This is a genomic window from Novosphingobium sp. AAP83, from assembly GCF_001295795.1.
Taxonomy (GTDB): domain Bacteria; phylum Pseudomonadota; class Alphaproteobacteria; order Sphingomonadales; family Sphingomonadaceae; genus Novosphingobium.
On record NZ_LJHY01000010.1, the window covers coordinates 55,814 to 69,511 of the forward strand.

Genomic DNA, 13,698 nt, shown 5'->3' on the forward strand with positions numbered 1-13,698 from the left:
ATTAGTAAAAATGCGTGTGACTTACAATAAAAGCCTATTTTTCAATTGCGCCCCTCGCCATTGCGAGGAGGCACGGCTGACGAAGTCAAGGGGACAAAGCGAAGGTTATGTTGGCAAACGCGATAATCGCCAAAGAAAAGCCCCGCCGGATTGCTCCAGCGGGGCCTTCTAGTGAACTATACTAGCGAAAAGGCTCAGGCCTCGTCGTCACCCTTGATCAGGTAATCACCCGCATCGGCGTCGAGACCGTGGGTTTCACCTTCAACAGCGGCCAGCGGATCATCGCCGATAGCCGCTTCAGGGCCTTGCGCCAGTTCGGCAGCACGCTCTTGCGCTGCAGTCTTTGGTGCGATCAGCGATTCCTGCAGCTTACGATACGAAGCGCGCAAGGCCGCATCGCGCGACGTTGCCGCAACGCGCATACGGTTCATGCCCGCGCCGGTCCCGGCAGGGATCAGGCGGCCAACGATCACGTTTTCCTTCAGACCGATCAACGAGTCCGTCTTTCCTTCAACCGCCGCCTGCGTAAGCACGCGGGTGGTTTCCTGGAACGACGCAGCCGAGATGAACGAACGTGTCTGGAGCGATGCCTTGGTAATGCCGAGCAGCACGGGCTTGCCTTCGGCTGGCGCAAAGCCTTCCTCAAGCTTGGCGTTCACTTCGAGCATTTCTTCAAGGTCGACTTGTTCACCGGCAAGCAGGGTGGTGTCACCACCGTTGGTGATTTCAACCTTTTGCAGCATCTGGCGAACGATCACCTCGATGTGCTTGTCGTTGATCTTCACGCCCTGCAGACGGTAAACTTCCTGGATTTCCGCCACGAGGTATTCGGCCAGAGCCTCAACACCCATGACTTCCAGAATGTCATGCGGATCAGGCGAACCCGAGATCAGGTTATCGCCCTTCTTGACATAGTCGCCCTCTTGCACATCGATCACGCGGCTCTTTGGCACCAGATACTCGACCGGTTCACCCTCTTCCGGGATAATCGCAATCTTGCGCTTGGCCTTGTAGTCACGCACGAATTCGATGCGCCCGGCAATCTTGGCGATGATCGAATTGTCCTTGGGCTTACGCGCTTCGAACAGTTCGGCAACGCGCGGCAGACCGCCGGTGATGTCGCGGGTTTTCGCAGCTTCGCGCGATGCACGGGCGAGGATTTCACCCGCTTCAACACGCTGGCCATCTTCGACCGAGAGCGTGGTGCCCACGGCGAGAAGGTAGCGTGCGGCTTCACCTGAATCGTCATCAAGCAGGGTCAGACGAGGACGCAGATCCTCCTTCTTGCTGCGGTTGATCGAACGGTTTTCGGTGATGACGCGGCTGGTCATACCCGTGGCTTCGTCGGTCTGCTCGGTCAGGGTCTTGCCATCGACAAGATCCTGATAGCGCACGATACCGGGCTTTTCGGTGATAACCGGCGTGGTGAACGGATCCCACTCGGCCAGACGATCGCCCTGAGACACGGTTGCTCCGTTCTCGTTGATCAGGTGCGTACCGTAAGGAACACGGTGGATCGCGCGTTCGCGGCCATCGGTATCCATCAGCACGATTTCACCGTTGCGCGCCAGCGACAGACGACGGTTGCGCTTGTCAGTGATCGTCGGAATATCGCGATAAATCACGGTACCATCGCTGATCGCTTCCAAGTGCGACTGTTCGTTTACCTGCGCTGCACCACCGATGTGGAACGTACGCATGGTCAGCTGCGTGCCCGGCTCACCGATCGACTGCGCGGCGATAACCCCGACAGCTTCACCGATGTTCACCGGCGTACCACGCGCCAGATCGCGTCCGTAGCACTTGCCGCACACACCTTGCGTTGCTTCGCAAACCAGCGGCGAGCGAATACGCGCCGACTGGAAGCCCGCAGCTTCGATGCGGGTAATCGCAGGTTCGTCGAGCAGATCGCCCTTGAACGCCACGATTTCGCCGGTCTTGGCTTCGACCAGATCATCGGCCAGCGTGCGGCCAAGAATGCGTTCGCCAAGCGAGGCGATGGTCGCGCCGCCCTGAACGATCGAGCGCATTTCCAGCGCACGTTCGGTTCCGCAGTCTTCCTCGATCACAACGCAGTCTTGCGACACGTCGACCAGACGGCGGGTCAAGTAACCCGAGTTTGCCGTCTTGAGCGCGGTATCAGCAAGGCCCTTACGCGCGCCGTGAGTCGAGTTGAAGTATTCAAGAACGGTCAGACCTTCCTTGAAGTTCGAGATGATCGGCGTTTCGATGATCTCGCCCGAAGGCTTGGCCATCAGACCGCGCATACCGGCAAGCTGCTTCATCTGCGCTGGCGAACCGCGCGCGCCCGAGTGGCTCATCATGTAGATCGCGTTGATCGGCTTCTGACGACCCGTTTCGGGATCGATTGGCGAAGCCTTCAACTCTTCCATCATGGCGTTGGCCACTTGGTCACCGCAACGGCTCCAAGCGTCGATCACCTTGTTGTACTTTTCCTGCTGGGTGATCAGACCGTCCTGATACTGCTGTTCATAGTCAGCAACCAGTTCCTTGGTTTCATCGACCAGAGCGTCCTTGCTGTCAGGGATGATCATGTCATCCTTGCCGAACGAGATGCCGGCCTTGAACGCATGGCGGAAGCCAAGGCTCATGATCGCATCGGCGAACAGGACAGTGTCCTTCTGGCCGGTGTGACGGTACACTTCGTCGATAACGTCGCCAACGTCCTTCTTCGTCAACAGACGGTTGACGACGTCGAACGGCACCTTGAAGTTCTTGGGCAGGCATTCGCCAATCAGCATGCGGCCCGGCGTCGTTTCGAAGCGCTTGAGGTACTGCTTGCCGTTTTCATCGGTCTGCGGAACGCGGGCGATGATCTTGGAGTGGAGCGTTACCGCCTTCACTTCCAGCGCCTGATGCACTTCGGCCATATCGGCCAGCATCATGCCTTCGCCCGGCTCGCCTGCGCGGTCCATCGAAAGGTAATAGATGCCCAGGACCATGTCCTGCGAAGGCACAATGATCGGCTTGCCGTTGGCTGGCGACAGGATGTTGTTGGTCGACATCATCAGCACGCGCGCTTCAAGCTGGGCTTCCAGCGAGAGCGGAACGTGGACGGCCATCTGGTCACCGTCGAAGTCGGCGTTGAAGGCCGAGCAGACGAGCGGGTGAAGCTGGATTGCCTTGCCTTCGATCAGCACAGGTTCGAACGCCTGGATGCCAAGACGGTGCAAGGTAGGTGCACGGTTCAGCATGACCGGGTGTTCGCGGATCACTTCGTCAAGGATGTCCCAGACTTCCTTGCGTTCCTTTTCGACCCATTTTTTGGCCTGCTTCAGGGTCATCGAAAGACCCTTGGCATCAAGACGCGCGTAGATGAACGGCTTGAACAGTTCGAGCGCCATCTTCTTGGGCAACCCGCACTGGTGCAGCTTCAGTTCGGGACCGGTCACGATAACCGAACGACCCGAATAGTCGACGCGCTTGCCCAGAAGGTTCTGGCGGAAACGGCCCTGCTTGCCCTTGAGCATGTCCGACAGTGACTTCAGCGGACGCTTGTTGGCACCGGTGATGACGCGGCCACGGCGACCGTTGTCGAACAGCGCATCGACCGCTTCTTGCAACATCCGCTTTTCGTTGCGTACGATGATGTCTGGAGCGCGCAGTTCGATCAGGCGCTTCAGGCGGTTGTTGCGGTTGATCACGCGGCGATAGAGATCGTTGAGATCCGAAGTCGCGAAACGGCCACCATCCAGCGGCACCAGCGGGCGCAGTTCTGGCGGGATGACCGGCACGACTTCAAGGATCATCCATTCAGGACGGTTGCCTGAATCGATGAACGACTCCACGACCTTAAGGCGCTTGATGATCTTCTTGGGCTTGAGTTCGGACTTCGTGGTCCGCAGCTCTTCCATCAGATCGTCGCGCTCTTGAACCAGATCGAGGTTCATCAGCATGTGCTTGACCGCTTCTGCACCGATACCGGCCGAGAAGGCGTCTTCGCCATACTCGTCCTGCGCGTCGAGCAGCTCGTCTTCGGTCATCGTCTGGTACTTTTCGAGCGGGGTCAGTCCCGGCTCGGTGACGACATAGCTTTCAAAGTAGAGGATGCGCTCAAGAATCTTGAGCTGCATGTCGAGCAGCAGACCGATGCGCGAAGGCAGCGACTTTAGGAACCAGATGTGCGCGACCGGTGCGGCCAGCTCGATGTGACCCATGCGCTCGCGGCGCACCTTGGTGACGGTGACTTCAACGCCGCACTTTTCGCAGACGACGCCCTTGTACTTCATGCGCTTGTACTTGCCGCACAGGCATTCGTAGTCCTTCACCGGACCGAAGATGCGGGCGCAGAACAAGCCGTCACGCTCAGGCTTGAACGTGCGATAGTTGATGGTTTCCGGCTTCTTGATTTCGCCGAAGGACCAGCTGCGGATACGCTCAGGCGACGCCAGACCGATCTGGATCTGGTCGAACGTCTCAGGCTTGGCAATCTGGTTCGTGAATTTAGAAAGTTCGTTCATTTTGTGCCGTTCCCTTGCCCCATTGAGAGGCGCTGGACGTGAATTTCTGGTCGAAGGAGCGGGCGACGGATGAACCGCCGCCCCTTATCCTTACTCAGCAGCCTGCGCGAAATCGTCGTCGTCGGTGTTATCCAGCGATGACAATTCGACGTTGAGGCCGAGCGAGCGCATTTCCTTGACGAGCACGTTGAAGCTTTCGGGAATGCCGGCCTCGAAGGTATCGTCGCCCTTGACGATGGCTTCGTAAACCTTGGTGCGTCCGACAACATCGTCCGACTTCACAGTGAGCATTTCCTGCAGCGTGTATGCCGCGCCATAGGCCTGAAGCGCCCAGACTTCCATTTCCCCGAAGCGCTGACCACCGAACTGCGCCTTACCACCCAGCGGCTGCTGGGTAACGAGGGAGTACGGACCGATCGAACGGGCGTGGATCTTGTCGTCAACAAGGTGATGCAGCTTGAGCATGTAAATGATGCCCACAGTCACCTTGCGGTCAAACGCTTCACCGGTGCGCCCGTCATAGAGGGTCGACTGGCCCGAGGTATCGAGACCTGCCTTAACCAGCATCGCCGTCACGTCGCTTTCACGCGCGCCATCGAACACTGGCGTACCCATTGGAACGCCTGCCTTGAGGGTTTCGGCCAGCTCAACGATTTCCTGCGTTGTGCGGTCATCAATCTCGGCGTGATAGTTCTCGCCGTAGATGTCCTTGAGCTTGTCGATCAGCGCGGTTGGTGGGGGGGCCACTTCCGGGTTCGGATTGGCATGACGCCATTCTTCCAGCTGATGCGTGATTTGCTGGCCAAGACCGCGTGCAGCCCAACCAAGGTGCGTTTCGAAGATCTGCCCGACGTTCATGCGCGAAGGCACGCCCAGCGGATTAAGCACGATATCAACATGCGTGCCATCTTCAAGGAACGGCATGTCTTCGACCGGCAGGATGCGCGAGATAACACCCTTGTTGCCGTGACGGCCAGCCATTTTGTCGCCCGGTTGCAGCTTGCGCTTCACCGCCACGAAGACCTTGACCATCTTCAACACGCCCGGAGCCAGCTCGTCACCGCGCTCCAGCTTTTCCTTGCGATCTTCGAACTTCTCCTGGATCGACTTCACGGTAGCGTCGTACTGCGCCTTGACCGCTTCAAGCTGCTGCTGGCGCGCATCGTCGGCAACGGCAAACTTCCACCATTCGTAGCGCTCGACATCGGCAAGTACCTGCTCGTCGATTTCGATGCCCTTCTTGATGCCCTTTGGCGCAGCAGCGATGGTTTGACCCATCAGCATGTCACGCAAACGGTTGAAGGTGGCACGATTAAGAATGCCGCGTTCGTCTTCACGGTCCTTGGCGAGGCGTTCGATTTCCTCGTTCTGGATCGCACGCGTACGGTCATCGATTTCGATACCGTGGCGGTTGAACACGCGCACTTCAACGATGGTGCCGGCAACGCCCGGCGGAAGACGCAGCGAGGTATCGCGCACGTCCGAAGCCTTTTCACCGAAGATCGCGCGGAGCAGCTTTTCTTCCGGCGTCATTGGCGATTCACCCTTGGGGGTGATCTTGCCAACGAGAATATCACCGGGGTGAACTTCTGCGCCGATGTAAACGATGCCCGCTTCGTCGAGGTTGCGCAGGGCTTCCTCGCCGACGTTCGGAATGTCGCGCGTGATGTCTTCCGGCCCAAGCTTGGTATCGCGGGCCATCACTTCGAATTCTTCGATGTGGATCGAGGTGAACACGTCGTCTTTCACGATGCGTTCGCTGATCAGGATCGAGTCTTCGTAGTTGTAGCCATTCCACGGCATGAACGCGACGAGGGTGTTGCGACCCAGCGCCAGTTCGCCCAGCTCGGTCGAAGGACCGTCGGCCAAAACGTCGCCCTTTTCGACGACATCGCCTACCTTCACCAACGGACGCTGGTTGATGCAGGTGTTCTGGTTCGAACGCTGGAACTTTTGCAGGGTGTAAATGTCCACACCCGATTGGCCGGCTTCGATATCGCCCGATGCACGGATCACGATTCGCGTGGCGTCAACCTGATCGACGATCCCGCCGCGCAGTGCGCCAATGGCAGCGCCCGAATCGCGCGCCACGGTTTCTTCCATGCCGGTGCCGACAAACGGTGCGTCGGCCTTGACCAGCGGCACAGCCTGACGCTGCATGTTCGAGCCCATGAGTGCGCGGTTGGCGTCATCGTTTTCCAGGAACGGAATGAGCGATGCGGCGACCGAAACGAGCTGCTTTGGCGAAACGTCCATCAGCGTGACGGTATCACGCGGAGCCATCACGAATTCGCCGTTCTGCCGTGCCGAAACCAGTTCTTCAACGAAGGAGCCATCAGCCGTCAGTTCAGCCGAAGCCTGCGCCACGGTGTGCTTCTGCTCTTCCATTGCGGAAAGATAGACCACATCCTTGGTCACCTTGCCGTCGGCAACCTTGCGGTATGGCGTTTCGATAAAGCCATACTTGTTGACGCGGGCGAAGGTGGACAGCGAGTTGATCAGACCGATGTTCGGGCCTTCCGGCGTTTCAATCGGGCAGATACGGCCATAGTGTGTGGGGTGAACGTCGCGGACTTCGAAGCCTGCGCGTTCACGCGTCAAGCCACCTGGGCCCAAGGCCGAAACACGGCGCTTGTGCGTCACTTCGGACAACGGGTTGGTCTGGTCCATGAACTGCGAGAGCTGCGAGGAACCGAAGAATTCACGCACCGCAGCCACGGCTGGCTTGGCGTTGATCAGGTCGTTCGGCATAACGGTTGAAACGTCAACCGACGACATGCGCTCTTTAACCGCACGTTCCATGCGCAGCAGGCCGACGCGGTACTGGTTTTCCAGCAGTTCGCCCACCGAACGTACGCGACGGTTGCCAAGGTTGTCGATGTCATCGACTTCGCCCTTGCCGTCCTTGAGGTTCACCAGTTCCTTGACCACGGCGAGAATATCGTCGGTGCGCAAGGTGGTGACGGTGTCTTCGCAGTCGAGGCTCAGACGCATGTTGAGCTTGACGCGGCCCACGGCCGAAAGGTCGTAGCGGTCAGGATCGAAGAACAGGCCTTCGAACAGCGCTTCGGCGGTTTCGCGCGTTGGCGGCTCACCCGGGCGCATGACGCGGTAGATATCCGAAAGCGCATGATCGCGGTCAGGCGACTTGTCGGCCTTCAGCGTATTGCGAATCCAAGGCCCTGTCGTGACGTGATCGATATCGAGCAATTCGAGCTGGTCGATGCCGACGCGGTCAAGCACTTCGAGGTTTTCAGGGCCGACTTCGTCGCCTGCTTCGATCCAGATTCGGCCGGTTGCGTCGTCGATCAGGTCCTTGGCGGCATAGCGGCCAAAGATTTCCTCGGTCGGGATCAGCAGTTCGGCAAGGCCATCCTTCAGCGCCTTGTTGGCGGCGCGTGGGGAAATCTTCTGGCCTGCGGCAAAGATGATTTCGCCCGAGCGGCCATCAACGATGTCGAAGGTCGGCTTCGTACCGCGCCACTGTTCGAGCACGAACGGAACCTTCCAGCCGGATTCGGCGCGGGTCCAAGTGACGGTTTCATAGAAGTGATCGAGGATCTGGTCATCAGCCAAGCCCAGCGCATGCAGCAGCGCAGTGACCGGCAGCTTGCGCTTACGGTCGATACGGACGTTGACGATGTCCTTGGCGTCGAATTCGAAATCGAGCCACGATCCGCGATACGGGATTACGCGGGCAGCAAACAGATACTTGCCCGACGAGTGCGTCTTGCCGCGATCGTGATCGAACAGAACGCCCGGCGAACGGTGCATCTGGCTGACGATCACGCGCTCGGTGCCGTTGATGAAGAAGGTGCCGTTTTCGGTCATGAGCGGGATATCGCCCATGTAAACGTCCTGCTCTTTGATATCGATGAGGCTCTTCGTCTCGGTCTCGGAGTCCACTTCAAATGTGGCGAGCTTGAGCGTGACCTTCATCGGTGCCGCATACGTGATGCCGCGCTGGCGGCATTCGTTCACGTCAAATTTTGGCGATTCAAGGACGTAACCGTCCTTTTCCTTGATATCGAGGCTCGCGGTGCCGGCAAAATCGCCGATCGGGAAAACCGAACGCAGCGTCTTTTCGAGGCCCGAGACATAACCCGTCGAAGGATCAGACCGCAGGAACTGCTCGTATGATTCGCGTTGAACTTCGATCAGGTTGGGCATCTGCACAACTTCGTGAATATCACCGAAGATCTTGCGGATACGCCGTTTCACACCGGGACGACCGGGAGCTTTTGTAGCCATGAAGGTTACGAGCCTCTTTCAAGTACTATGCTGGAAAACCAGCGGAAATCTGCCACGCGCAGCGTGTGGCGCCACCAAACACCTAAAGGCCGCACGGCGCATGATTTTCCGAAAACGGAAGCCATGGCCCGCAGCCTTTTGCGTCAGATAGATTGCCCGGCCGCTTCCTTCCGTGGCCTTCCCCTGCGCATGGGACGGCCTTGCTCGAAGCGAGGACAGTGGCGGCATATAGGGGGCGTGCGGGCTTAAGTCAAAGCCGATTGCGCAGGTCGGCTACCTACAATGCTTGACTCTGCGTGGCTTGGCCGCCAAAGGGGCGCCGACCGGCAGTCCTTTCGGGGTCCGCCGATCATCCGTCCGAGACAGTTGGTGTGCAGGGTTTGCCTGCGCTTAATGTCCAGCCAAGGCGGGGAAAAGAGTTTTCACGGCCCACATCGCTCCTGAACGGGAACGAGCCTGTGCCGCCAGCGTCTGCTTTTTCAAGCGGCGCGCCTCCTTCCCTTGTCAACGGACTCGCCGGTGCTCGTATGGGCACCGTCAAACGTAGCCGGCCGTCTAGGGATCATCCCTGCACGGCCATAGTGAAGGAGTTAGGCATGGATCGTTCGCAGAAAGCCGAATCGGTCGCATTCCTTAACGGCGTCTTTTCCGAGGCCGGCGCGGTGGTCATCACCCGCAACCTCGGCATGACAGTGGCCCAGTCCACCGTCCTGCGTAACAAGATCCGTGAAGCGGGTGCTACCTACAAGGTTGCGAAGAACAGTCTTGCCAAGCTTGCCGTCGCGGGCACCGATTACGAAGGTCTGAGTGACTTGTTCACCGGTCCTACCGCAATCGCGGCATCCGCCGATCCGGTTGCTGCCGCCAAGGCAGTGGTCGAGTTCGCCAAGACCACCGACAAGATTGAAATTGTCGGCGGTGCAATGGGTTCGCAGGTTCTCAACGAAGCAGGGATCAAGGCACTTGCCACGATGCCAAGCCTCGACGAACTGCGCGGCACGCTCATCGGCCTCATTCAGGCTCCGGCCACGAAGATCGCCCAGCTCACGACTGCTCCGGCAGCCAAGCTGGCCCGCGTCTTTGGTGCCTACGCCGAAAAAGAAGCCGCATAAGACTGTTCGATTTCTCGCCGATGGCTTTGCCGTCGGACCAAAACAAATCAGGAGTGAATTATCATGGCTGACATCGCCAATCTCGTCGCCGAACTGTCGAAGCTGACCGTTCTTGAAGCCGCTGACCTTGCCAAGGCTCTTGAAGAAGCATGGGGCGTTAGCGCCGCTGCTGCTGTTGCTGTTGCCGGACCTGCTGCAGCTCCTGCCGAAGCAGTCGAAGAAAAGACCGAATTTGACGTGATCCTCACCGGTGACGGTGGCAAGAAGATCCAGGTCATCAAGGAAGTCCGCGCAATCACCTCGCTCGGCCTGACCGAAGCCAAGTCGCTCGTTGAAGCCGCTCCTAAGGCTATCAAGGAAGGCGTTTCGAAGGCTGAAGCCGAAGACATCAAGAAGAAGATCGAAGAAGCCGGCGGCACGGTGGAAATCAAGTAATCTTCTCTACCAGTTTCGCGGGTGTCTTGAAGCGCCCGTGGATGGAAAGGGCGGGGCCTCGGCTCCGCCCTTTTTCGTGGGCGGGAGTCAAGCGCCAGACACATCCCCTTCAGGCGCAACCGGCACCATTACGCGCACTGACAGGCCCCCGGTATCGGCCCGGCCAAAGGCCAGTGTGCCGCCAAAGCGCTGCAACAGGCGATGCGCGGTCGGGATGCCGAGGCCGAAGCCTGCGGTATCGCGCGCGCGCGCTTCATCAATGCGATAGAACGGCGCGAGGATGCGTTCGAACTGGTCTTCGGGAATGCCGGGACCGTTGTCTTCGACTGTGATCGACCAACGCCCGTCGCCTTCGGGCAGTACATGCACCTCGGCGAACCCGCCATAATGGATCGCATTCTCAACCAGTGCGCGCAGCACCAGCAATAGCGGCTCACGATAGGTCTTTAGGATGGCACCGGGTGCAACCTCCAGCCGCGCCTGCCCCGGGAATGTGCCGCCCAGCAAATCCGAGATTGCCGCGCCCAGATCAACAGTCTCGGGCGCAGCGGTGAGATGCTGTGCACGCAAATACTGCTGGAGCGACATCAGCATCGCTTCCATTTCCGAAGTGCTATCGCGCACCAGTCCGCCAATTTCAGCGTCATCGATCAAATCGGCGGCGATCGTCACGCGTGACAGGGGCGTGCGCAGATCATGGCTGATCGCTTCGAACGAGCGTGCCTGATCTTCAAGCATGGCGGCAATTCGGGCCTGCATAGCGTTCATTGAGCGGGCAAGGCTGCGCAAGTCATCCGGGCCACTTTCACGCACAGGTACAAATTGGCCCTGCCCGATCGCATCGGCGGCATCGGTCAATTCGCGCAATGGCCGCGTCATGACCCGGAGCGACCACAACGCAAGCGCAAGACAGAGCCCTGCGGTTGCCAGTGTGAGCACGGCAGCGCGCAAAGCGATAGGCCAGCTTGAGCTGATATCGCGCGACCGGAAGTTAAGCCAGCGGCCATCGGGCAGGCGCATCGCTCCCACCAGATCGCGATAGCCGCCGTGCGAAGGTTCGATCCCCAGCATCAGCGCTTTTGCGCCAAGCGCCGGCTCCCAATGCAGGATGTGGCCCCGGATTTCACCAACAACCTCGTCCGGCGGGCCTTGGGTAATGTGAGGTTGCGTCGCGAGCGCCACCTCAAGGTGGCCGGTGGACATCGTTTGCGCCAACGCTTCGGGGGCGACATCATACATGCGCTGACTGACCACCAGCAGTTCTGCCACCCGCCGTGCATGATCTTCGCGCAAAGTCTCTTTGTCTATCGCATTGTAAAACAACAAACTGGCCAGCGCCTGCACGGCCGCGAGCAACAACAGCAACGTGGCGGCACGCACCGCCAGCCGCGACAGATTCGGCCTATGGCGAAGCGTGGTTGTTTTGCGCTTACGCAACGCCGGTTCGGGCATGCTCTCCATCACCCGACGCTTGCACCGGTTTGCCTCTTGGTCAACCTGTGTGACGGCCTGGACATATTTTGTGATCAATGATGCAAGGCGCACGCATGAATCCAACCCGATGCTGACTCTGCTTTCCACAAGCCACCTCCGGCCCTATGGCGCGACATCTGATGTTTGAAAAACCACCCTTGCGTTACATCGAAGAACTGCGCGCGATGCTCCACCTTGCTGCACCGCTGGTGGGTGCGAACCTGCTGCAAATGGCCGTGTTTGCAGTTGATGTGGTTTTTGTGGCGCGGCTCGGGCCGGTTGCATTGGCCGCCGCATCGTTATCGGTATCACTGTTCGGCTTGCTCATCTGGAGCCTTTCAGGCCTCGTTGGCGCGGCGGCTCCCTTGGTCGCGGCCGAACTTGGCCAGCGCCGCCATGCCGTACGCGAGGTGCGCCGCACCGTGCGGATGACCGCATGGGCGGGTTTGCTCGGCGCGATTGTGGCGATGGGTGTGTGCCTGCTGGGCGAACCGCTGATGCGCGCAACCGGCCAGCAAGAGAATGTCATCGCCCTGGCCGTCCCGTTCCTTGGCGTGCTGATGTGGGCCGCCATCCCGGCGACATTCGCCGCGCTGCTGCGCACATTCGTGGCGACGATGGGCCGTCCCGCGATTGGCACCGCGATCACCGGCATGGCGGTGGTGGTCAATGCCTTGGGCAACTGGCTGTTTGTGTTTGGCAATCTGGGCATGCCCGAAATGGGGCTAACCGGATCTGCGGTTTCCAGCGTGGTGACCACTTGCGCGATGCTGCTAGCTTATATCGTGGTAATCCGCACCGACCGCCGCTTGCGCCGCTACCGCCTGATGGGCAGATGGTGGAAGATCGAACGCAAACGCTTTGCCGATGTCCTGCGCATTGGCCTGCCAATTACCGCTACGATTATAGCCGAAGCCGGAATGTTCAACGGCGCGGCGTTCCTGATGGGCCGGATTGGCGAAGTTGAACTTGCTGCACACACCGTGGCGCTGCAATTTGCCGCTATCGCGTTTCAAGTGCCGTTCGGCGTCGCTCAAGCTGCCACGATCCGTGTGGGCCTTGCGTTTGGGGCCGCTGACCGGGCTGCGATTGCGCTGGTTGGCCGTGTCGCGGTCGTACTCGGCATGGGCTTTATGGTGCTCACCGCCAGTGTGATGCTATTTGCCCCGCGCCTTGTGCTACGCATCTATATTGACCCCGATGCGCCCCAAAACGCAGAGATGGTGCGTCTTGCGATCCAGTATATGGTGATTGCCGCTGCCTTCCAGTTATTCGATGGCGCGCAAGCCGTCGGCGCTTCGTTGCTGCGCGGGTTACAAGATACGCGTGTGCCAATGGGTTTTGCGTTGTTTGGCTACTGGGTGCCCGGCATTGGCACGGCGTTGGGCCTCGGCCTCTATTCACCACTTGGCGGGCTGGGCGTATGGATAGGCTTGATGGTCGGGCTGGTCGTCGTGGCTACGCTCATGCTCTGGCGTTGGAAAAATCGCGAGCAGATGGGGCTATTACCCGCGTAAGGGCATTTCTTCGTCGGCATGAAAAGAATCTCGTGCAAACCCATTGACGACCACTGCGCACGCACCCATATCCCACCCGCTGGCACTCTCCCCTTGAGAGTGCCAAGCCTCATTTTTTAGTATGGAAGAGGGAGAAACCCATGTCATTCCGTCCGTTGCACGACCGTGTGCTGGTACGCCGCGTCGAAGCCGAGGAAAAGACTGCTGGCGGGATCATCATTCCTGACAGCGCCAAGGAAAAGCCAGCCGAGGGCGAAATCGTCGCTGTCGGTACCGGTGCTCGCGCCGAAAACGGCACGATCACTCCGATGGACGTCAAGGTCGGTGACCGCGTTCTGTTCGGCAAGTGGTCGGGCACCGAAGTCAAGGTTGGCGGCGAAGACCTGCTGATCATGAAGGAATCGGACATTCTTGGCGTGATCGGCTGAT

Annotated in this window: 7 protein-coding genes; 4 read left to right on the forward strand and 3 right to left on the reverse strand. The window is 59.2% G+C overall.

Translation table 11 applies throughout. From position 1 onward, the window contains the following. Positions 1-194: 194 nt before the first annotated feature. Both rpoC and rpoB read right to left on the reverse strand, forming a co-directional pair. Entirely contained in the window at positions 195-4,481 is a 4,287-nt protein-coding gene (gene rpoC / locus IP81_RS05525) for a DNA-directed RNA polymerase subunit beta' (protein WP_054106985.1), read from the reverse strand. 90 nt (positions 4,482-4,571) lie between these two features. Continuing rightward, the gene (rpoB, locus tag IP81_RS05530) at positions 4,572-8,732 is read right to left on the reverse strand and encodes a DNA-directed RNA polymerase subunit beta (RefSeq protein WP_054106986.1); all 4,161 of its coding nucleotides are present in this window, start codon (positions 8,730-8,732) and stop codon (positions 4,572-4,574) included. Positions 8,733-9,328: 596 nt separating this feature from the next. On the opposite strand from rpoB, the gene rplJ reads away from it, so the two are divergent. Beyond that, positions 9,329-9,844: a 50S ribosomal protein L10 gene (rplJ, locus tag IP81_RS05535; RefSeq protein WP_054106987.1), complete on the forward strand. Its 516-nt coding sequence runs from the start codon at positions 9,329-9,331 to the stop codon at positions 9,842-9,844. Between the two features lie 63 nt (positions 9,845-9,907). Next, a complete protein-coding gene (gene rplL / locus IP81_RS05540) occupies positions 9,908-10,279 on the forward strand; it encodes a 50S ribosomal protein L7/L12 (protein ID WP_054106988.1) in 372 nt (123 codons plus the stop codon). An 87-nt stretch (positions 10,280-10,366) separates the two neighbouring features. Here the strand turns inward: rplL and IP81_RS05545 are convergent, their stop codons facing one another. Continuing rightward, positions 10,367-11,731, reverse strand: a complete 1,365-nt coding sequence (locus IP81_RS05545) for an ATP-binding protein (protein ID WP_157573095.1) — start codon at positions 11,729-11,731, stop codon at positions 10,367-10,369. A gap of 161 nt (positions 11,732-11,892) precedes the next feature. Between IP81_RS05545 and IP81_RS05550 the strand changes: the two genes are divergently transcribed. Both IP81_RS05550 and groES read left to right on the forward strand, forming a co-directional pair. After that, the gene (locus IP81_RS05550) at positions 11,893-13,269 is read left to right on the forward strand and encodes an MATE family efflux transporter (protein WP_054107080.1); all 1,377 of its coding nucleotides are present in this window, start codon (positions 11,893-11,895) and stop codon (positions 13,267-13,269) included. 140 nt (positions 13,270-13,409) lie between these two features. Further along, positions 13,410-13,697: a co-chaperone GroES gene (groES, locus tag IP81_RS05555; RefSeq protein WP_054106989.1), complete on the forward strand. Its 288-nt coding sequence runs from the start codon at positions 13,410-13,412 to the stop codon at positions 13,695-13,697. Position 13,698: the final 1 nt, after the last annotated feature.

Bases quoted from the DNA above. Each gene is read 5' to 3' on its own strand.
- rpoC (WP_054106985.1), bottom strand. From the start codon at position 4,481: ATGAACGAACTTTCTAAATTCACGAACCAGATTGCCAAGCCTGAGACG.
- rpoB (WP_054106986.1), bottom strand. From the start codon at position 8,732: ATGGCTACAAAAGCTCCCGGTCGTCCCGGTGTGAAACGGCGTATCCGC.
- rplJ (WP_054106987.1), top strand. From the start codon at position 9,329: ATGGATCGTTCGCAGAAAGCCGAATCGGTCGCATTCCTTAACGGCGTC.
- rplL (WP_054106988.1), top strand. From the start codon at position 9,908: ATGGCTGACATCGCCAATCTCGTCGCCGAACTGTCGAAGCTGACCGTT.
- IP81_RS05545 (WP_157573095.1), bottom strand. From the start codon at position 11,731: ATGCCCGAACCGGCGTTGCGTAAGCGCAAAACAACCACGCTTCGCCAT.
- IP81_RS05550 (WP_054107080.1), top strand. From the start codon at position 11,893: ATGTTTGAAAAACCACCCTTGCGTTACATCGAAGAACTGCGCGCGATG.
- groES (WP_054106989.1), top strand. From the start codon at position 13,410: ATGTCATTCCGTCCGTTGCACGACCGTGTGCTGGTACGCCGCGTCGAA.